This is a genomic window from Streptomyces sp. NPDC003327 (assembly GCF_053589515.1).
Genome location: NZ_JBSFSA010000010.1, coordinates 140,673 through 160,357, shown reverse-complemented (window position 1 = coordinate 160,357; position 19,685 = coordinate 140,673). Strand labels below are relative to the sequence as shown.

17 protein-coding genes and 1 pseudogene are annotated in these 19,685 nt (G+C 73.3%); 13 read left to right on the top strand and 5 right to left on the bottom strand.

Translation table 11 applies throughout. The features are described from left to right. Window positions 1–5: 5 nt before the first annotated feature. The 3 genes and pseudogenes from ACWDVG_RS12455 to ACWDVG_RS12445 all read right to left on the bottom strand — a co-directional run. Window positions 6–686: pseudogene (locus ACWDVG_RS12455) on the bottom strand (gamma-glutamyl-gamma-aminobutyrate hydrolase family protein); the annotation flags it as partial. 27 nt (window positions 687–713) lie between these two features. Then, entirely contained in the window at window positions 714–2,147 is a 1,434-nt protein-coding gene (gene eat / locus ACWDVG_RS12450; RefSeq protein WP_451698829.1) for an ethanolamine permease, read from the bottom strand. Between the two features lie 91 nt (window positions 2,148–2,238). Beyond that, a complete protein-coding gene (locus tag ACWDVG_RS12445; protein ID WP_451698827.1) occupies window positions 2,239–2,967 on the bottom strand; it encodes a FadR/GntR family transcriptional regulator in 729 nt (242 codons plus the stop codon). A gap of 89 nt (window positions 2,968–3,056) precedes the next feature. On the opposite strand from ACWDVG_RS12445, the gene ACWDVG_RS12440 reads away from it, so the two are divergent. The 3 genes from ACWDVG_RS12440 to ACWDVG_RS12430 are packed head-to-tail and all read left to right on the top strand — an operon-like array spanning window position 3,057 to window position 6,582. Beyond that, window positions 3,057–4,421, top strand: a complete 1,365-nt coding sequence (locus ACWDVG_RS12440) for a glutamine synthetase family protein (protein ID WP_451698825.1) — start codon at window positions 3,057–3,059, stop codon at window positions 4,419–4,421. Window positions 4,422–4,431: 10 nt separating this feature from the next. Further along, window positions 4,432–5,787: an aldehyde dehydrogenase family protein gene (locus ACWDVG_RS12435; RefSeq protein ID WP_451698823.1), complete on the top strand. Its 1,356-nt coding sequence runs from the start codon at window positions 4,432–4,434 to the stop codon at window positions 5,785–5,787. A gap of 6 nt (window positions 5,788–5,793) precedes the next feature. Beyond that, entirely contained in the window at window positions 5,794–6,582 is a 789-nt protein-coding gene (locus ACWDVG_RS12430; protein ID WP_451698821.1) for a 3-oxoacyl-ACP reductase, read from the top strand. 38 nt (window positions 6,583–6,620) lie between these two features. On the opposite strand, the gene ACWDVG_RS12425 is transcribed toward ACWDVG_RS12430, so the two are convergent. Further along, a complete protein-coding gene (locus ACWDVG_RS12425) occupies window positions 6,621–7,823 on the bottom strand; it encodes an amino acid deaminase/aldolase (protein ID WP_451698819.1) in 1,203 nt (400 codons plus the stop codon). 109 nt (window positions 7,824–7,932) lie between these two features. Here ACWDVG_RS12425 and ACWDVG_RS12420 point away from each other — a divergent pair, with 109 nt between their 5' ends. The 3 genes from ACWDVG_RS12420 to ACWDVG_RS12410 are packed head-to-tail and all read left to right on the top strand — an operon-like array spanning window position 7,933 to window position 11,058. After that, window positions 7,933–9,057, top strand: a complete 1,125-nt coding sequence (locus tag ACWDVG_RS12420; protein WP_451698817.1) for a hypothetical protein — start codon at window positions 7,933–7,935, stop codon at window positions 9,055–9,057. 26 nt (window positions 9,058–9,083) lie between these two features. Continuing rightward, window positions 9,084–10,277 (top strand): type VII secretion-associated serine protease mycosin, encoded by a 1,194-nt coding sequence (gene mycP / locus ACWDVG_RS12415; RefSeq protein WP_451698887.1) that lies wholly within the window; start codon window positions 9,084–9,086, stop codon window positions 10,275–10,277. Window positions 10,278–10,323: 46 nt separating this feature from the next. Continuing rightward, window positions 10,324–11,058 carry an SseB family protein gene (locus ACWDVG_RS12410; RefSeq protein ID WP_451698815.1) on the top strand — a complete coding sequence of 245 codons (735 nt, stop codon included), beginning with the start codon at window positions 10,324–10,326 and terminating at the stop codon, window positions 11,056–11,058. Between the two features lie 105 nt (window positions 11,059–11,163). Here the strand turns inward: ACWDVG_RS12410 and ACWDVG_RS12405 are convergent, their stop codons facing one another. After that, a complete protein-coding gene (locus tag ACWDVG_RS12405) occupies window positions 11,164–11,541 on the bottom strand; it encodes a DUF1844 domain-containing protein (RefSeq protein ID WP_451698813.1) in 378 nt (125 codons plus the stop codon). Between the two features lie 326 nt (window positions 11,542–11,867). On the opposite strand from ACWDVG_RS12405, the gene infC reads away from it, so the two are divergent. The 7 genes from infC to pheT all read left to right on the top strand — a co-directional run bounded on the left by infC (window position 11,868) and on the right by pheT (window position 19,386). Then, window positions 11,868–12,578, top strand: a complete 711-nt coding sequence (gene infC / locus ACWDVG_RS12400; protein WP_451698811.1) for a translation initiation factor IF-3 — start codon at window positions 11,868–11,870, stop codon at window positions 12,576–12,578. 123 nt (window positions 12,579–12,701) lie between these two features. Continuing rightward, window positions 12,702–12,896 (top strand): 50S ribosomal protein L35, encoded by a 195-nt coding sequence (gene rpmI, locus ACWDVG_RS12395; protein ID WP_015032399.1) that lies wholly within the window; start codon window positions 12,702–12,704, stop codon window positions 12,894–12,896. A 106-nt stretch (window positions 12,897–13,002) separates the two neighbouring features. Then, window positions 13,003–13,389 (top strand): 50S ribosomal protein L20, encoded by a 387-nt coding sequence (rplT, locus tag ACWDVG_RS12390; protein ID WP_019884941.1) that lies wholly within the window; start codon window positions 13,003–13,005, stop codon window positions 13,387–13,389. 124 nt (window positions 13,390–13,513) lie between these two features. Then, window positions 13,514–14,353, top strand: coding sequence for a TrmH family RNA methyltransferase (locus tag ACWDVG_RS12385; protein ID WP_451698809.1), 840 nt, complete (start codon window positions 13,514–13,516; stop codon window positions 14,351–14,353). A 101-nt stretch (window positions 14,354–14,454) separates the two neighbouring features. Next, entirely contained in the window at window positions 14,455–15,573 is a 1,119-nt protein-coding gene (locus ACWDVG_RS12380) for an ATP-binding protein (RefSeq protein WP_451698808.1), read from the top strand. Between the two features lie 157 nt (window positions 15,574–15,730). Continuing rightward, window positions 15,731–16,858 carry a phenylalanine--tRNA ligase subunit alpha gene (gene pheS / locus ACWDVG_RS12375; RefSeq protein ID WP_451698806.1) on the top strand — a complete coding sequence of 376 codons (1,128 nt, stop codon included), beginning with the start codon at window positions 15,731–15,733 and terminating at the stop codon, window positions 16,856–16,858. Continuing rightward, window positions 16,858–19,386, top strand: coding sequence for a phenylalanine--tRNA ligase subunit beta (gene pheT, locus ACWDVG_RS12370; protein ID WP_451698804.1), 2,529 nt, complete (start codon window positions 16,858–16,860; stop codon window positions 19,384–19,386). Before pheS ends, pheT begins: the two co-directional genes overlap by 1 nt. Window positions 19,387–19,685 lie beyond the last annotated feature (299 nt).

Here is a 19,685-nt window from a genome sequence, read left to right as displayed (position 1 = left end):
GCGGGCGCCCCGCCCGCCGCCGCCACCAGGCCCCGCATCACGCGCAGGTCCTCGCCCATCTCCGGGTGCCACTGCACCCCGAGCACCCAGGCGGGGGCCGCCAGCTCCACCGCCTCCACCGTGCCGTCCTCCGCGTGGGCCGACTCCGCGAGGCCCGCGCCCAGCCGGTCCACCGCCTGGTGGTGGTACGTCGGCACCTCGGTCAGCTCGGGCACGAGGGAGGCGTACAGGCTGCCCGGCACCGGCTTGACCGGGTGCCGGCCGATCACCCCGACCGCCTCCGTGTGGCCGTCGACGTGCTGGACCAGCGTCCCGCCGAGGGCCACGTTCAGGAGCTGCATGCCCCGGCAGATGCCGAGCAGCGGGGTCCCGGCGGCGAGGGCCGCGTCGATCAGGGCCAGTTCCCAGGCGTCCCGCTCACGGGCCGGGGGCCCGGTGCGGGGGTCGCGTTCGGCTCCGTACCGTACGGGCTCGACGTCCGCGCCGCCCGCGACGACCAGGCCGTCCAGCCGGGCCGCCATCGCGGCGGCGGCGCACGGATCGTCGGGCGGCAGCATGGCCACGAGCCCGCCGCAGGCCCGCACCAGCTCCGCGTACGCGGCGGGGAGCAGTGTGGCGGGCATGTCCCACACGCCCCACCGGGCCCGGTCGAGATAGGTCGTCACACCGATGAGTGGCTTGGCCACGGGGCTTCCTCCTGGGGAGCGGGGGAGTCAGTCGCGTTCGAGTTCGGCCTCGGCCGCGGCGAGCGCGGCGAACTCCTCCTCGGGCGCACGGGCGACCAGATGGTGCCGACTGTAGAACGCGAAGTAGGCGAGGGCGATCACGTACACCCCGAGCGCCATGAAGGCGGCCGTGCGGTCGACCAGGAAGGTCGCCACCAGCGCCGAGAGCGCGAGGACGAAGGCCGTGGACGAGGTCGCGATCCCGCCGGGCGTCCGGTACGGCCGGTGCAGCCCGGGCTCGCGCCGCCGCAGCACGATGTGCGAGAGCGCCATCAGGGCGTACGAGATGGTGGCGCCGAAGACGGCGATGTTCAGCATCCGCGCCCCGTTCCCGGTCCCGGCGGCGAGCGCGAAGCCGAGGGCGCCCGGGACGAGCAGCCCCAGGTAGGGCGACTTGCGGCGGCTGGTCAGGGAGAGGAAGCGGGGCAGGTAGCCCGCCCGGGAGAGGGCGAAGAGCTGGCGCGAGCCCGCGTAGATGAGGGAGAAGAAGGAGGCGACGAGACCCGCGAGGCCCGCGTAGTTCACGAACCGGCTGAGCGCGGTCGGCGCGCCGTCGCCCTGGAGCGCCACGACCAGCGGGTTCCCGGCCTCCTGCACGGCGGCCGAGCCCCGGGCGCCGGTCGCTGCGAGGAACGTCATCACGGCGAGCAGCACCAGGACGCCCATCGAGATCGCGAGCGCCTTCGGCATCGAGCGCACCGGGTCCTTCGCCTCCTCGGCGGCGAGCGGCACGCCCTCGACGCCCAGGAAGAACCACATCCCGAAGGGGAACGCGGCCCAGATCCCGAGGAGCCCGAAGGGCAGCCAGGAGCCGGCGCCGAAGGCCTCGGGGTCGACGGGGATGTCGTCGAGGCCGTCCACGTGGAAGTCGGCGAAGGCGCCGAGCGCGAAGACGACGAGGGCGGCGACCGCGATCGCCGTCACGATCAGGCTGAAGCGCAGCGCCTCGCCGACGCCCCACAGGTGGATGCCGATGAAGAGGGCGAAGCAGACCAGACAGATCGGCCAGCCGGACTCCAGACCGAACAGACCGAGGGACTCCACGTAGTCGCCGATGAAGAGGGAGATCGCGGCGGGCGCCAGGATGTACTCGATGAGGATGGCGGTGCCGGTCAGGAAGCCGCCCCAGGTGCCGAGCGCCCGGCGGGCGAAGCCGTAGCCGCCGCCGGCCGTGGGCAGGATGGCGGAGAGCTCGGCGAGGGCGAAGACGAGACAGGCGTACATGACGCCCATCAGGACGGTCGCGACGGCGAGTCCGCCGAAGCCGCCCTTCGACAGGCCGATGTTCCAGCCGGAGAAGTCCCCGGAGACGACGTACGCCACGCCGAGTCCGGTGAGCAGCAGCCAGCCGGCGCTGCCGCGCCGCAGGGCGCGGCGTTCGAGGTAGTCGTCCTTCGGTGGGGTGGTGTCTTCGAGCGTCATGGCAGCGGCTCCCCGCGACGGGCCCAATGGATTGGTCCCATACCTTTGCGGCGACCGTACGGGAAGCGCAACCCCCCTGCCCGCTTTCGCCTCAGGCCAGGAAGCCCCGCAGCAGCGCCGCCGTGCCCGCGCAGTGCTCCCGCATCACCTCGCGCGCCGCGTCCGCGTCCCCGTCGAGGACCGCCTCCACCAGCGCCGTGTGCTGGTGCTGCGAGTGCTCCAGATTGCGTACGAGCAGGGGGATGCCGTCCAGCAGGTCGTTGACCGTCGCCCGCACCGCCGCGTACTGCGCCGTCAGGCTCGGCGAACCCGACAGCTCCGCGAGCGTGAGGTGGAGCAGGGTGTCCTGGCGCCGGTAGTCGTCCAGCGGCGCGTCATGGGTCGCCGCGAGCGCCGCCCGCAGCCGCTCGGCGCCCGCCGCGTCCAGCCCGTGCGCCGCGCAGAGCCCGGCCGCGCCGACTTCCAGGACCTCGCGGAAGCGCAGGGTGTCCTCCATGTCGACCGAGGCGATCCGGCGGCGCAACTCCTCCTCGTCGGCCGTCCGGACGCGCGGCAGGACGAACGTGCCGCCGTACCGGCCGCGCCTGCTCTCCACCAGGCCCTGCTCCTGGAGGACCTTGAGGACCTCGCGCAGGGTGACCCGGCTGATGCCCATGCGGTCGGCCAGCTCCCGTTCGGCGGGCAGCCGCTCCCCGCCGGGCACCAGGCCGAGCCGTACCACCTGGAGGATCTGCTCCAGGGCCTCCTCGAAGCCGTTGCCCGCCCGCACCGGACGCAGCACGGGCGTCAGCCGGTCCGCCGATTCACTCGTACTGGCCACGTTCTCGTTTTCCCTTCCCCGACACTTCCCAAGTAATGGTCTTCCGCAATACCTTATGGCTCCCGGCAGGCCGAAGGAGGAGCAATCCCGTGGCAGACCGCACACCCCCGCTCACCGTCGAGGAGCTGCGCGTCCTCGTCGAGAGCGGTGAGATCGACACCGTCGTCCTCGCCTTCCCCGACATGCAGGGACGACTTCAGGGCAAGCGGTTCGCCGCCCCGTTCTTCCTCGACGAGGTCCTCGGCCACGGCACCGAGGGCTGCAACTACCTCCTCGCCGTCGACACCGAGATGAACACCGTCGACGGCTACGACATGTCCTCCTGGGACCGCGGCTACGGCGACTTCGCCATGCACCCCGACCTCACCACCCTCCGCCGCCTGCCCTGGAACGAGGCCACGGCCATGGTGACGGCCGACCTCGCCTGGTCCGACGGCACCCCCGTCCTCGCCGCCCCGCGCCAGATCCTCCGCCGCCAGCTCGACCGCCTCGCCGCACACGGCCTCACCGCCCACGTCGGCACCGAACTCGAGTTCATCGTCTTCAAGGACAGCTACGAGCGGGCCTGGGACGCCGGCTACCGCGGCCTCACCCCCGCCAACCAGTACAACATCGACTACTCCGTCCTCGGCACCGGCCGCGTCGAACCCCTCCTCCGCCGCATCCGCAACGAGATGACCGGCGCCGGACTCACCGTCGAGTCCGCCAAGGGCGAGTGCAACCCCGGCCAGCACGAGATCGCCTTCAAGTACGCCGAGGCCCTCGTCACCTGCGACCAGCACGCCGTCTACAAGACCGGCGCCAAGGAGATCGCCGCCCAGGAGGGCTACTCCCTCACGTTCATGGCCAAGTACAACGAGCGCGAGGGCAACTCCTGCCACATCCACCTCTCCCTCCAGGACGCCGACGGCACCAACGTCATGGCCGGGGACGACCCGCACGGCATGTCGCCGACCATGCGCCACTTCCTCGCCGGACAGCTCGCCGCCCTCCGCGACCTCTCCCTCCTCTACGCCCCCAACATCAACTCCTACAAGCGGTTCCAGCCCGGCTCCTTCGCGCCCACCGCCGTCGCCTGGGGCCAGGACAACCGCACCTGCGCCCTCCGGGTCGTCGGCCACGGCCGCTCCACCCGCTTCGAGAACCGCCTCCCCGGCGGCGACGTCAACCCCTACCTCGCCGTCGCCGCCATGGTCGCCGCCGGACTGCACGGCATCGAGCAGCGCCTCGAACCGCCCGCGCCCTGCACCGGGAACGCCTACACCGGCGACTACGCGCACGTCCCCACCACCCTGCGCGAGGCCGCCGAGCTCTGGGAGACCAGCGAGATCGCCAAGGCCGCCTTCGGTCCCGAGGTCGTCGCCCACTACCGCAACATGGCCCGCGTCGAGCTGGCCGCCTTCGACGCCGCGGTGACCGACTGGGAACTGCGCCGCTCCTTCGAACGCCACTGAGAGGAACGACTTGCTCCAGGTACTGAACCCGGCGACGGAGGAGCTCGTCGCCACCGTCCCCGCCGCCACCCCGGCCGACGTGGACGCCGCCGTCACCCGCGCCGCCGCCGCCCAGCGCGGCTGGGCCGCCGCCGCACCCGCCGACCGCGCCCGGCTCCTGCGCCGCTTCGCGACCGTCGTCGACGAGCACATCGAGGAGCTCGCCCTCCTGGAGGTCCGCGAGGCGGGCCACACCCTCGGCAACGCCCGCTGGGAGGCCGGCAACGTCCGCGACCTCCTCGACTACGCCGCCGGGGGAGTCGAACGCCTCAACGGCCGCCAGATCCCCGTCCCCGGCGGCCTCGACGTCACGATCCTCGAACCCCTCGGGGTCGTCGGCGTCATCGCCCCCTGGAACTTCCCCATGCCGATCGCCGCCTGGGCCACCGCGCCCGCCCTCGCCGCCGGCAACGCCGTCCTCCTCAAGCCGGCCGAGACCACCCCCCTGACCGCGCTCCGCCTCGCCGAACTCGCCCTCGCGGCCGGCCTCCCCGAAGGCCTCTTCCAGGTCCTCCCCGGCGAGGGCCCGGTCGCCGGGAACGCCCTCGTCGAACACCCCGGCATCGCCAAGATCGTCTTCACCGGCTCCACCCGGGTCGGCAAGGCGATCATGGCGAAGTGCGCCGGCCAGGTGAAGCGGGTCACCCTCGAACTTGGCGGCAAGAGCCCCAACATCGTCTTCGCCGACGCCGACCTCGAAGCCGCGGCCGCCGCCGCACCCATGTCGTTCCTCGACAACAGCGGCCAGGACTGCTGCGCCCGCACCCGCATCCTCGTCCAGCGCGACGCCCACGACCGCTTCCTGGAACTCCTCGCCCCCGCCGTCGAGGAGATCGTCGTCGGCGACCCCCTCGACGCACGCACCCAGATGGGCCCGCTCATCTCCCGCGCCCAGCTCGACCGCGTCCGCTCCTACGTCGGGGAGGGCCGGGAGGCCATCCGGGGCAAGGCCCCCGAGGGCCCCGGCTTCTGGTTCCCGCCGACCGTCCTCACCGATGTCGCCGAGGACGCCCCCTGCGCCGTCGAGGAGATCTTCGGACCCGTCGCCGTCGTCCTCCCCTTCGAGGACGAGGCCGACGCGATCCGTCTCGCCAACGCGACCGAGTACGGCCTGTCCGGTTCCATCTGGACCCGCGACGTCGGCCGCGCCCTGCGCACCTCCCGCGCCGTCCGCGCCGGCAACCTCTCCGTCAACTCCCACTCCAGCGTCCGCTACTGGACCCCGTTCGGCGGCTACCGCCAGTCCGGCCTCGGCCGGGAACTCGGCCCCGACGCCCTCACCGCCTTCACCGAAACCAAGAACGTCTTCCTCAGCACGGAGGCCTGACCGCCCATGACCAGCACCGAAGAGATCATCTGCCGCCGTCTCGTCGGCCGCACCGCCGTCATCACGGGAGCCGGCAGCGGGATCGGCCTCGCCACCGCCCGCCGGCTCGCCTCCGAGGGCGCCCACGTCGTCTGCGGCGACATCGACGAGGAGGCGGGCAAGGCCGCCGCCGAGGAGGTCGGCGGCACGTTCGTGAAGGTCGACGTCACCGACCCCGAGGAGGTCGAGGCGCTGTTCCGCACCGCCTTCGAGACCTACGGCTCCGTCGACATCGCCTTCAACAACGCCGGCATCTCGCCCCCCGACGACGACTCCATCCTGGAGACCGGCCTGGAGGCCTGGAAGCGCGTCCAGGACGTCAACCTGACCTCCGTCTACCTGTGCTGCAAGGCGGCGTTGCCCTACATGCGCCGCCAGGGCAGGGGCTCCATCATCAACACCGCCTCGTTCGTCGCGATCATGGGCGCCGCCACCAGCCAGATCTCCTACACCGCCTCCAAGGGCGGGGTCCTCGCCATGTCCCGCGAACTCGGCGTCCAGTTCGCCCGCGAGGGCATCCGCGTCAACGCCCTCTGCCCGGGCCCCGTCAACACCCCGCTCCTCCAGGAGCTGTTCGCCAAGGACCCGGAGCGGGCCGCCCGCCGCCTCGTCCACATCCCCGTGGGCCGCTTTGCCGAGGCCGAGGAGATCGCCGCCGCCGTCGCCTTCCTCGCGAGCGACGACTCCTCGTTCGTGAACGCCAGCGACTTCCTCGTCGACGGCGGCATCTCGGGCGCGTACGTCACCCCGCTGTAGCCCGTCACCGGGGCGGGCGGGAGCCGCGAGGCACCGGCCTAGAGGAAGGTCTTCCCCTCGCCCCGGTACGTCGGCACGGTGGCCGTGATCCGGTCACCCTCCACCAGCCGCAGGCTGTCGAACCGCTCGCACAGCTCACCGGCCTTCGCGTGCCGGAACCACACCTTGTCACCGATCCGCAGATCGTCCGCGGGCGACCCCAGCAGCGGCGTCTGCACCTCGCCCGCACCCTCCTGCGGGTCGTAGCGCAGCCCCTCCGGCAGATACGGCACGGGCAGCCGGTCCCGGCCCGCCGCCCCCGACGCCGGATAGCCGCCGCCGAGAACCGTGACCACCCCCACCCCCGGGCGACGCACCACCGGCTGCGCGAACAGCGCAGCCGGCCGGCCGCTGAAGGACGTGTAGTTGTCGAAGAGCCTCGGCACGAACAGCCCGGAACCGGCGGCGATCTCCGTCACCGCGTCCTCCGCCGCCGTGTGCTGCACGCTCCCGGTGCCGCCGCCGTTCACGAACTCCAGGTCCGGCGCCACCGCCCGTACGGCCCTGACGACCGCCGCCCGGCGCTCGGCCAGCTCCCGCCGGGCCGCCGCCTGCATCAGCCGCACCGCCCGCGACCGCACCGGCCGCCCCGCGACCGCGTCCCCGACCCCCGCCACGTGCCCCTCGTACGCCATGATCCCCACCAGCCGGAACCCCGGCCTGCGCCCCACGGAGCGGGCCAGCTCGGCGAGCGCGGCCGGGGTGCGCAGCGGCGAGCGCCGCGCCCCGACCCGTATCCGGCCGCCCAGGAGGTGCAGGGCCGTGTCCAGCTCCAGACAGACCCGCACCTCCTCCGCGCCCCCGGCCCGCGCGGCGTCGATCAGATCGAGCTGCGCCACGTCGTCGACCATCACGGTCACGGCGGCCGCCAGCTTCGGATCGCGCGCCAGCTCGGCGAAGCAGGTGCGGTCGGCGGAGGGATAGGCGAGCAGCACGTCCTCGAAGCCCGCGCGCGCCAGCCAGAGCGACTCGTCCAGCGTGAACGACATGATCCCGGCGAAACCGGGGCGCGCGAGCACCCGCTCCAGCAGCGCCCGGCACCGCACCGACTTGCTCGCCACCCGGATCGGCTTGCCCCCGGCCCGGCGCACCAGGTCGTCCGCGTTCGCGTCGAACGCCTCCAGGTCGACGATGGCCAGGGGCGCGTCGAGATGGGCGGTGACCCGGTCGTACCGGGCGCGGTCGGCGGCGCGGGGAGTCATGGCCCGAGCTTGCCAGACGGCCGGTAAGGGTGGGTAGCCCCTGGGTTCCCGCACCAGGCGGAACAGCCCGTAGAGTGACGGGCATTGTCGACAAGAACAGGGGGCGCGGATGAGCGACGACCACCCGCGTCCGATGTCCCGCATCACGGACGCCCTGCTCGCGCCCGCCCCCGGAACCCCCGCCCCGGCGCACCCGGCCGCGCCGCCCACGGGCCCGGCGGATCCCCGTTCCACCGGGGCGCCGCTTCCGGCCGAGGTCCCCGCCGCCCCCGCCGTCCCCGCCGGTTCCTGGGCCGCCCGGGCGCCGTACCCGCACGGCGGCGACGTACCCGCCGTCGAGACCACGACCCGGCTCCGCCCCGTCCGCGACGCGCACCGCCCCGTACCCCCCTCCGCCGCCGCACCCGCCCACGCACCCGCCCACGCCGAGACGCCGTTCGAGACCACCACCCGGCTGCGGCCCGTACGGGAGCGGCGGTCGGCAGGGCGGAACGCGGCCGTCGCCGCCTGCCTCGTCCTCGGCCTCGGACTCATCGGCGTGGCGCTCGCCGGGGTCTGGCTCGCCGCCTCCGAACCCCGCGGGCCCGTCGAACCCGCCGGGTACGCCGAGGCCAAGGAGCTGTGGCACAACGCCCCCGTCGACACCCTCTTCCCCCGCACCGTCTCCGGCCCCACCGCCGGACCCGGCGGCGCCGCCCGCACCTGGACCCGGATCGTCGTCGCCCCCGACGCCCCCTGCACACCGGCCGTCCTCGCCCGGAACCTCCTCGCCACGCTCCGCCCGCTCGGCTGCGAGCGCGTCCTGCGCGCCACGTACACCGACGCCACCGCCAGCAGCGTGATCACCGTCGGACTCGCCTTCACCCGCGCCGACGCCACCGCGCAGCGCGCCCTCGGTGACCGGACCTTCGCCATCCGCCTCGGCGACGACGTCCCACCCGCCCTCGCGGGCCCCGGCACGGTCGCGTCCGACTTCGGCGCCCGGCAGCGCGCCGGCTGGTGGCTGACCGCCCCCGTCGACCTGCCCGTCGTCATCACCGCCGTCTCCGGATTCGCCGACGGCCGGACCGTCGACCGCGCGCAGCGCGCCGACCGGGCCACCGCCCGGGGCCGTACGGACGCCGTCGCGCAGTCCGGCCTCGGCCACGAGGCCCGCGGCATCGCCGAGCGGTTCGAGTCGCAGCTGCGCACGACCGTCGCCGCCGCGACCAGGCAGGAGGAGGACGCCCGGTGACCCGAGCCCCGCTGCCCCGAACGCCGCTGCCCCGAACCCCGGTGACCCGAGCCGCCGCCCGTGCCCGTACGACCACGGCCGCCGCCCTCCTCGCCGCCGCCCTCCTGCCCGCCGCCGTCGCCACCCCCGCGCACGCCGACTCCATCCGCGACCGGCAGTGGGGCCTCGACGCCCTCCACACCGACGAGGCCTGGCGTACCACCAAGGGCGAGGGCATCACCGTCGCCGTCCTCGACACGGGCGTCGACGCCGACCACCCCGACCTCACCGGCTCCGTCCTCCCCGGCCGCGACCTCATCGGCTTCGGCGCCGCCCGAGGCGACCGCGCCTGGGCCCGCCACGGCACCGCCATGGCCGGCATCATCGCCGGACACGGCCACGGACCCGGCCGCGCGGACGGCGTCCTCGGCGTCGCACCCGACGTCCGCATCCTGCCCGTCCGCGTCATCCTCGAAGGCACCGACAAGGCCCGCGACAAGGCCCGCAAGAGCCGGGGCACCGCCCTGGCCCAGGGCATCCGCTGGGCCGCCGACCACGGCGCCGACGTCATCAACCTCTCCCTCGGCGACGACTCCAAGTCCGCCCACGCCGACGCGGGCGAGGACGCCGCCGTCCAGTACGCCCTCGCGAAGGGCGTCTCCGTCGTCGCCTCCGCCGGGAACGGCGGCGAGAAGGGCGACCACATCTCGTACCCCGCCGCCTACCCCGGCGTGATCGCCGTCACCGCCGTCGACAAGTACGGCACCCACGCCTCCTTCTCCACCCGCCGCTGGTACGCCACCGTCAGCGCCCCCGGCGTCGACGTCGTCATTGCCGACCCCGACCGCCGCTACTACGAGGGCTGGGGCACCAGCGCCGCCGCCGCGTTCGTCTCCGGCGCCGTCGCCCTCGTCCGCTCCGCCCACCCCGACCTCACGCCCGCCCAGGTCAAGCAGCTCCTCATCGACACCGCCCGCAACAGCCCCAAGGGCGGCCGCAGCGACGCCAAGGGGTACGGGACGGTCGACCCGGCCGCCGCCATCGAGGCCGGCGCCCGGCTGAAGGGCGGCGACCCGAAGAAGGCCACCACCGGCTACCGCGCCGCGTACTTCGGCCCCGGCCCGCTGCCGCCCGCCGAGGAGCCCCGCCGGTTCGGGCTGCTCGCCCCCGCCGCCGGAGGCCTCGGCGCGCTGCTCCTGCTCACCGCCTTCGCCCTCCGCCGCGCCCACCGCCCCCGCTGAGCACCCGGCGGCCCGGCGGGACCGGCCCGGCGGTTAGGCTCGGTGCGTGGCGCTCAAGAACATCCCGGACCCCGGCTTCTCCGACGACGACGGCACCGCCGACCCGCGGCTCGCCGCGGCCCTCGCGGCCTGGGCGGAGGACAGGACCGCGCACGGCCCGGTCCTGGAGGCCCTCAAGGGGGCCCGTCTCCTCGTCCCCGTCGTCGCCGTCCTCGGCGAGGTCGAGGTGGACCCGGTGACGGGGCTCAAGCAGGAGAAGACCAGCGACATGGCCGTCCCCACGCTGACGGCCGGCGACCGGCGGGCCCTGCCCGCCTTCACCTCGATCGCCTCGCTGGCCCAGTGGGACCCGGCCGCCCGGCCCGTCGCCGTCCCGCTCCACCAGGCGCTCGCGGCCCTCGCCCACGAGAAGGCGGACACCCTGGTCCTGGACCTGGCGGGCCCCGTCCCGTACCAGGTGGCGGGCCCCGCCCTGCTGGCCCTCGCCGAGGGCCGGGCCAGCACCGACCCGCTCGACGACCCGGCGGTACGGGACGCCGTGCGGGCCGCGGTCGCCGCCGAGCCCGCCGTGGTCCGCGCCCACCTGGGCCCCGGCGCCGCCGACGGCACCCTCGCCCTGGTGCTCGCCGAGGACGCGCCCACCGCGGAGGCCGCCCAGCGCGTGGCCCGCGCCCTGGCCGCCGACGAAACACTGAGGGCCCGCCTGGTGCGGGGCCTCGACCTGGCACTCCTGCCGGCCTCGGCCACGCCTCCGGGCGAGCCCTTCTACGTAAAGAACTGACTGCTGCCGTACGGCCCGGCGTCCTGGCCGTACACCGGCCCCGTGGCTGCGGTCTTCCGGGGGGCGACCCCCGTACCCCCGCGGCCCGGTCGGCGGGCCCGAGTCCTAGCCGTACACCGGCCCCGTGTACTTCTCGCCGGGGCCCTGGCCCGGCTCGTCCGGGATCAGGGAGGCCTCGCGGAAGGCGAGCTGGAGGGACTTCAGGCCGTCCCGCAGCGGGGCCGCGTGGAAGGAGGAGATCTCCGTCGCGCCCGCGTCCATCAGACCGGCCAGCGCGTGGATCAGCTTGCGCGCCTCGTCGAGGTCCTTGTGCCGGTCGCCCTCCTCGGTGAGACCGAGCTTCACCGCGGCGGCGCTCATCAGGTTGACGGCGACCGTCACGATCACCTCGACCGCCGGGACCTCGGCGATGTCGCGGGTCATGGCTTCGAAGTCGGGGTTGTCGGTGGAGTCGGTGGACTCGTGCTGGGGCGTCTCGCTCATGCCCCACACGATATGCCGGTCGGCGGCGGGCCCAGGACCCCTGTTCCTGTTCGCGAACAGGAACAGGGGCTGGTAGCATGGAGTAACGACCGGCCGGACACCTCTGTGCCCGGCCCACAAGTGGAGGCTCCGTACTCCCACCTGACCGCCCTCACGGGCGGCGGGTCACCGGTCAGGTGGCGCCCATCGTTCCGTACGGACGATGGAGCCGCCCGATGTGCGCCCCGCGGTTCACCGTGGTGGTGCTCCGGATTCCGTGGAGCCCCGCCTGTGTCCCGTCCGGGGCATTTTTCGTGTACCGGCTCGGTTGGTCTCAACTGTTTCACGTGACGTGTCCGTCCGCCAAGGCGGTCGCGTGGTGCTACCGAGGAGGATCCATCAGCGCCGAGCCCCGCATCAACGAGCGGATTCGCGTTCCCGAGGTGCGTCTTGTCGGCCCCAGCGGCGAGCAGGTCGGCATTGTGCCGCTTGCCAAGGCCCTGGAGCTCGCTCAGGAGTACGACCTCGACCTGGTCGAGGTCGCGGCGAACGCCCGCCCGCCCGTGTGCAAGCTCATGGATTACGGGAAGTTCAAGTACGAGTCGGCCATGAAGGCCCGTGAGGCGCGCAAGAACCAGGCGCACACGGTCATCAAGGAGATGAAGCTCCGGCCGAAGATCGACCCGCACGACTACGACACCAAGAAGGGTCACGTCGTTCGGTTCCTCAAGCAGGGCGACAAGGTCAAGATCACGATCATGTTCCGTGGTCGCGAGCAGTCCCGCCCGGAGCTCGGATACCGACTGCTGCAGCGCCTCGCCGAGGACGTGCAGGAGCTGGGCTTCATCGAGTCCAACCCCAAGCAGGACGGCCGGAACATGATCATGGTTCTCGGTCCGCACAAGAAGAAGACCGAGGCCATGGCCGAGGCGCGCGAGGCCCAGGCCGCGCGCAAGGCCGAGCGCCAGGGCGGTTCGACCGAGGCGGCCCCCGCGGCCCCCGAGGGCGCCGTCGAGGAGGCTTCGGCCGAGACTTCGGCCGAGAACACCGAGGCGTGATCGTGGGGGCTGCCCTCCGGCAGCCCCCGGGTACCGCCCGGTACACCCAATCGAAGAATTGACGCTCCCGGACGTCCGGTGTCCGCACCGGGGGAGCGCCACTGACGAGGAGATAACGGCGCTATGCCGAAGAACAAGACGCACTCCGGTGCCAAGAAGCGCTTCAAGGTCACCGGCTCCGGCAAGATCCTGCGCGAGCGCGCCGGCAAGCGCCACCTGCTCGAGCACAAGTCGTCCAAGCTGACGCGTCGCCTCACCGGCAACGCCGAGATGGCCCCGGGTGACGCCGCCAAGATCAAGAAGATGCTGGGCATCTGAGTTGATCTCCCGTCCTCGGCGACGAGGGCATCCGGCACAGACCGGGACCCATCCGATTTCCGGGTCGTGTGAGCATCACCGCGACCCCGCTACAAGGAGTTAAGAAGTGGCACGCGTCAAGCGGGCAGTCAACGCCCACAAGAAGCGCCGGGCGATCCTCGAGCAGGCCTCCGGCTACCGCGGTCAGCGTTCGCGCCTGTACCGCAAGGCCAAGGAGCAGGTCACCCACTCGCTGGTCTACAACTACAACGACCGCAAGAAGCGCAAGGGCGACTTCCGTCAGCTGTGGATCCAGCGCATCAACGCCGCTGCCCGCCTGAACGGCATGACGTACAACCGCCTCATCCAGGGTCTGAAGGCCGCCAACATCGAGGTGGACCGCAAGATCCTCGCCGAGCTGGCCGTCAACGACGCCAACGCGTTCGCCGCGCTGGTCGAGGTCGCGCAGAAGGCCCTCCCGGCCGACGTCAACGCCCCGAAGGCCGCCGCCTGATCTTCCAGGCCGCAGGACCTCTGCCCGGACCCGCAGGCGCGCACGCGCCTGCGGGTCCGGGTGCGTCCGCCCCCGTCCACTCGCAGCACCGCCACCGGCCCCGAAGAGAGAACCGCCGCACCCCATGGTCACCCCCGAGCTGATCTCCCCGCGTTCCCCGCGTGTCGTCGCCGCCCGGCGGCTCGCCAAGCGCAACTTCCGGGGCAAGGACCGCCTCTTCATCGCCGAGGGCCCGCAGGCCGTCCGCGAGGCCGTCGAGCACCGCGGCGCCACCGGCGAGCCCACCCTCGTCGAGCTCTTCACCACCGTCGAGGCCGCCGGGCGATACGCCGCGATCGTCGAGGCCGCCCGCGCCGCCGGAGCCCGCGTCCACCACGCCTCCGACGCCGTCCTCGCCGAGGTCTCCCAGACCGTCACCCCGCAGGGCCTCGTCGGCGTCTGCCGCTTCCTCGACTCGCCGTTCGAGGACATCCTCGCCGCCCGGCCCAAGCTGGTCGCCGTCCTCGCCCACGTACGCGACCCCGGGAACGCCGGCACCGTCCTGCGCTGCGCCGACGCCGCCGGGGCCGACGCCGTCGTCCTCACCGACGCCTCCGTCGACCTCTACAACCCCAAGTCCGTCCGCGCCTCGGTCGGCTCCCTCTTCCACCTGCCGGTCGCCGTCGGCGTCCCCGTCGAACAGGCCGTGGCGGGGCTCAAGGCCGCCGGCGTCCGCATCCTCGCCGCCGACGGCGCGGGCCAGGACGACCTCGACGACGAACTCGACGCCGGAACCATGGGCGGGCCCACCGCGTGGATCTTCGGCAACGAGGCCTGGGGGCTCCCCGAGGAGACCCGCGCCCTCGCCGACGCCGTCGTCCGCGTCCCCATCCACGGCAAGGCCGAGAGCCTCAACCTCGCCACCGCCGCCGCGGTCTGCCTCTACGCCTCCGCGCGCGCCCAGCGCCCCCGTACAGCCCGCTGAGACTCCATTCCGTAGCCCCGGGGCTCCATTCCGTCGCCTTCGCCCAGTAGAGTGACGCACTCGGGGGCCCACTGCGCACCACGGAGGGGTGGGGAACGGGGATGACGGTCGGCACGGACAGTCCCGCACAGGCACGGAGCGCCCCGCCGCACGCCCCGGACCCGTGGAGCGGCGTCGACCCCGACGACCTGCCGGACGGGCTCGTCGTCGCCGACGAGCACGGCCGGGTCGTCTGCTTCAACGCCGCCGCCAGCCGCATCACCGCCGTCCCCGGCCCTCGCGCCCTCGGCCTGCCCCTCGACCAGGCCCTGCCGCTCGAAGACCTCAAGGGCCGCCGCTGGTGGACCCTCACCGACCCGTACGGCGGCCTCGCCACCCGCAGGGGCCAGCCCGAGCGCAACCTGCTGCTGCCCGGCGGCCGCGAGGTCCTCGTCTCCGCCCGGTACGTCCGCCGGCACCCCACCGGCCCCGTCCACCGGGTCGTGATCTCCCTGCGCGGCACCGACGCCCGCCGTCGTACCGAACGCGGCCACGCCGAACTCATCGCCACCGTCGCCCACGAACTGCGCTCCCCGCTCACCTCCGTCAAGGGCTTCACCGCCACCCTCCTCGACAAGTGGGAGCGGTTCACCGACGAGCAGAAGCGCCTCATGCTGGAGACCGTCGACGCCGACGCCGGCCGCATCAAGCGGCTCATCGCCGAACTCCTCGACATCTCCCGCATCGACTCCGGCCGCCTGGAGGTCCGCCGGCAGCCCGTCGACATCGCCGCCGCCATCGGCCGCCACATCCAGGTGCACACCACCGGCGGCCAGTCGCCCGACCGCTTCTTCGTACGGATCAGGCCACAGCTGCCCGCCCTCTGGGCCGACCCCGACAAGATCGACCAGATCCTCGGCAACCTCCTCGAAAATGCGGTGCGCCACGGGGAGGGAACCGTCACCATCGAGGTGGCCCCCAGCACGGCGGGCGACGACGGAGAAGAGGGGACGGAGGTCACCGTGAGCGACGAGGGCCCCGGCATCCCCGAAGAGTCGATGAGCCGTGTCTTCACCCGTTTCTGGCGGGGCAGCAAGCGCGGCGGCACCGGACTCGGCCTCTACATCGTCAAGGGCATCGTCGAAGCCCACGGCGGCACCATCACCGTCGGACGAGGCCCCCGCGGCGGGGCCGAGTTCCGATTTATCCTGCCCGTCGGCACCCCGGCCCACCTCCTCTGACGTCTCATCCCGCGAGACCGTACGAGATCAGGAGCCGCCGGGCCGCCCACGGGCTCATGCGCGTCCCCCCACCCCGTTAGACTCGACCTTTGGCACGTTTGCGCCCTTGTCGTCGAGCGGGGTCGCCCCAGCCAGCCAAACGGAAGCACGGGAAGAGATGTCGGCACCGAATAAGTCGTACGACCCGGTCGAGGTCGAGGCCTTGAAACCGGAAGAGATCGAGCGCATGCGGGACGAGGCGCTCGCCGCCTTCGCGGCCGCAGGCGACCTCGACGCGCTCGCGCACGCGAAGACCGCCCACACCGGCGGCACCTCGCCGCTCGCGCTCGCCAACCGGGAGATCGGCGCCCTGCCCCCGCAGGCCAAGGCCGCGGCCGGCAAGCTCGTCGGACAGGCCCGCGGCGCGGTCTCCAAGGCCCTCGCCGCCCGCCAGGCCGAGCTGGAGGCCGAGCGCGACGCGCGCGTCCTGGTCGAGGAGGCGGTGGACGTCACCCTGCCGTACGACCGCGTGCCCGCGGGCGCCCGCCACCCGCTGACCACCCTCATGGAGCGCGTCTCCGACGTCTTCGTCTCCATGGGGTACGAGGTCGCCGAAGGCCCCGAGGTCGAGGCCGAGTGGTTCAACTTCGACGCCCTCAACTTCGTGCCGGACCACCCCGCCCGGCAGATGCAGGACACCTTCTTCGTCCAGGGCCCCGAGGGGACGACCGGCGACGAGTCCGGCGTCGTGCTCCGTACGCACACCTCGCCCGTCCAGGCCCGCACCCTCATCGACCGGGAGCCCCCGGTCTACGTGGTGTGCCCCGGCCGCGTGTACCGCACCGACGAGCTCGACGCCACGCACACCCCGGTCTTCCACCAGATCGAGCTGCTCGCCGTCGACGAGGGCCTCACCATGGCCGACCTCAAGGGCACCCTCGACCACATGGTCCAGGCGCTCTTCGGCCCGGACATGAAGACCCGGCTCCGCCCGAACTTCTTCCCCTTCACCGAGCCGTCCGCCGAGATGGACATGCTCTGCTACGTCTGCCGCGGCGAGTCCGTCGGCAACGCCGACCGCCCCTGCCGCACCTGCGGCAGCGAGGGCTGGATCGAGCTCGGCGGCTGCGGCATGGTCAACCCGAAGGTGCTCGTCGCCTGCGGCGTGGACCCGGAGAAGTACAGCGGATTCGCCTTCGGGTTCGGCATCGAGCGGATGCTGATGTTCCGCCACAACGTGGAAGACATGCGAGACATGGTCGAGGGTGACGTCCGGTTCACCCGGCCGTTCGGGATGGAGATCTGATGCGGGTCCCGCTTTCTTGGCTGCGGGAGTACGTCGACCTGCCGGCGACCGAGACCGGCCGTGACGTACAGACCAAGCTCATTTCGGCAGGCCTCGAGGTCGAGACCGTCGAGCAGCTGGGCGCCGGCCTGACCGGCCCCCTCGTCGTCGGCAGGGTCCTCACCATCGAGGAACTGACCGAGTTCAAGAAGCCGATCCGCTTCTGCACCGTCGACGTCGGCCGGGCCAACGGCACCGGCGAGCCCCAGGAGATCATCTGCGGCGCCCGGAACTTCGCCGAGGGCGACAAGGTCGTCGTGGCCCTGCCCGGCGCCGTGCTCCCCGGTGACTTCCGGATCGCCGAGCGCAAGACGTACGGCCGGGTGTCCCGCGGCATGATCTGCTCCAGCGAGGAGCTGGGCATGGGCGAGGACCCGAACCACGGCATCATCGTCCTGCCGCCGGAGATCGAGATCGGCATCGACGCCACCGCGCTCCTGGAGCTGTACGACGAGGTCCTCGACATCGCCGTCACCCCGGACCGCGGCTACTGCCTCTCGATGCGCGGCGTCGCCCGCGAGACCGCCATCGCCTACGGCCTGCCGCTGCGCGACCCGGCGCTCCTCGACGTGCCCGCCCCCAACGCGTACGGCTACCCGGTCCAGATCGCCGACCCCATCGGCTGCGACCGCTTCACCGCCCGCACCGTCGTCGGCCTCGACCCCGAGGCCCGGTCGCCGATCTGGCTCCAGCGCCGCCTCCAGAAGGCCGGCATGCGCCCGATCTCGCTCGCCGTCGACATCACCAACTACGTGATGCTGGAGCTCGGCCAGCCGCTGCACGCCTACGACCGGACCCGTATCGACGGCCCGATCGGCGTCCGCCGCGCCGAGGCCGGCGAGAAGATCACGACCCTCGACGGCACCGTGCGCGTCCTCGACGCCGAGGACCTGGTCATCACCGACAACCGCGGCCCCATCGGCATCGCGGGCGTCATGGGCGGGGCCAACACGGAGATCGCCGACCCGGTCACCGACCCCGAGACCGGCGCCGTCACCGGCTCCACCGAGGTCGTCATCGAGGCCGCGCACTTCGACGCCATCTCGATCGCCCGCACCGCGCGCCGCCACAAGCTGTCCTCCGAGGCGTCCAAGCGCTTCGAGCGCGGCGTCGACCCGCGGGCCGCCGCCGCGGCCGCCCAGCGCACGGTCGACCTGCTCGTGCTCCTCGCGGGCGGCACCGCCGAGGCCGGCGTCACGGAGGTCGTCGCGCCCTCCGCGCCGCGCACGATCACCCTGCCGGCGAACCACCCGGACAAGGTCGCGGGCGTCGACTACGGCCGCGAGACCGTCGTCCGCCGCCTCCAGGAGGTCGGCTGCGACGTCTACGGACAGGACGAGCTCGTCGTCACCGTGCCCTCGTGGCGCCCCGACCTGAACGAGCCGAACGACCTCGCCGAAGAGGTCATCCGCCTGGAGGGCTACGAGAACCTGCCCTCCACGCTGCCGAAGCCCCCGGCCGGCCGCGGCCTCACCGAGCGCCAGCGCACCCACCGCCGGGTGGGCCGTGCCCTGGCCGGCGTCGGCTACGTCGAGGCGCCGAACTACCCGTTCATCGGCGAGCAGGCCCTCGACCAGCTCGGACTGGACGCGGACGACGCCCGCCGCCGGGTCGTGACCCTGGTCAACCCGCTCTCCGACGAGGAGCCCGCGCTCCGCACGACGCTGCTCCCGGGGCTGCTCGGCGCGCTCCGCCGCAACGACAGCCGCGGCAGCCACGACCTGGCCCTCTTCGAGACCGGCCTGGTCTTCCGGCCGGACGGAGAGCCGGGCAAGGCCGTCCGGCTGCCCGTCGACCGCCGCCCCACCGACGCGGAGATCGCCGGCGTCAACGCCGCGCTGCCCCGGCAGCCGCTGCGCGCGGCCGTCGTCCTCGCCGGTGCGCGCGAGCAGTCCGGCTGGTGGGGCAAGGGCCGCCCGTCGGACTGGGCCGACGCGATCGAGGCCGGCCGGACCGTGGCCGCCGAGGCCGGCGTCGAGCTGATCATCAGCGCCGACCAGCACGCCCCGTGGCACCCCGGCCGCTGCGCCGCGTTCCACGTCGAGGTCGACGGCGAGAAGGTCCTCGTCGGCCACGCGGGCGAGCTCCACCCGCGCGTGGTGAAGGCGTTCGGCCTGCCGGCCCGCGCCTGCGCGATGGAGATCGACCTCGACCTGTTGGCGCAGGCGAACGAGGGCCCTGTCAAGGCCCCCCGCATCTCCGCCTTCCCGGTCGCCACCCAGGACGTCGCCCTGGTCGTCGCCACCGAGGTCCCGGCCGCCGAGGTCGAGGCCGCGCTGCGCGAGGGCGCGGGTGAACTCCTTGAGTCCATCCGGCTGTTCGACGTCTACACCGGCGACCAGCTCGGCGAGGGCAAGAAGTCCCTGGCGTACGCCCTGAAGTTCCGCGCCACGGACCGCACCCTGACGGTCGACGAGGCCACCGCGGCCCGCGACGCGGCCGTCGCCCTGGCCACGGACCGCACGGGCGCCACCCTCCGCGGCGCCTGACCCGCCACACCCCCGAAAGGGCCGCCCCGGACACCCCCGGGGCGGCCCTTTCGCCGTCCTGGCAGGAGAAGGGCATCCGGACGCGAGGGCCGTTTCTTGACGTACTCGGAGCCGCCGCGTGTGACGGACACCACGGGGTCCCGGGCGGCCTGGACGGGCAGTGGCCGCCCCCGTCCGGCCGACAGGGGAGTCGCGCGGGTTCCGGTCCCGGCGGCAGCGGCCCCTTCTCTCCGCACGCGGACGGGTCGTGTGCGAGCATCTGGCCCACAGAGCCGGGGGCCGGGCGTAGGAAGGCCCAG